The sequence below is a fragment of the Vibrio sp. 1402 genome (assembly GCF_033340275.1).
The window spans coordinates 1-508 of sequence record NZ_JAWOWE010000756.1; the positions used below are offsets into that span (position 1 = coordinate 1).

Sequence of the window (508 nt, forward strand, 5' to 3'; positions counted from 1 at the left end):
GCTTGGTGTTGGCGGTAAGGGTTCGCCGGTTTCGGTTGTAGGTGGTGACACGCAAGTATTTGAAGTTAAGAAATCTACAGTTTCAGCAATGCGCTACCAGCTCTGTATGCACACACTAAACATCGCTAAAAGTTTGCTAGATCAGGAGGTTAGTTCTATCGAGATTAAAGGGATGGATGCCGCGACGATAAAAACACTCACTGAATGGGCACCGAAGTGGAAGCAGCAGAACTGGGTGAAACCTAACGGAGAGCCTAGACCGAATGCTGAACTCGTGCGCGACATGCTGGCGTTATATGAGCAGATTAAATCTAAGGTTAGCTTTGGTGACAGTAACAGCCCTGAACATGACGACGCGCCATTCTAACTAAACATTAAGTAGCCCAACAGGGGCTGAGAGGCTTGTCCTCTCGGCTCCTGTTGGGGTTTTTACTATCTGATTTACAGGAATAATTCTGATGAAAAATACTAAAACATTGACCGTTGAGGGAGTTGAGTTCCCTTCCCG

1 protein-coding gene is annotated in these 508 nt (G+C 46.7%); it reads left to right on the forward strand.

The annotated features are described in order from the left end of the window. A partial coding sequence (locus tag R7044_RS28315; protein WP_405540980.1) for a hypothetical protein occupies positions 1-367 on the forward strand: 367 nt, incomplete at its 5' end. Between the last annotated feature and the right edge of the window lie 141 nt (positions 368-508).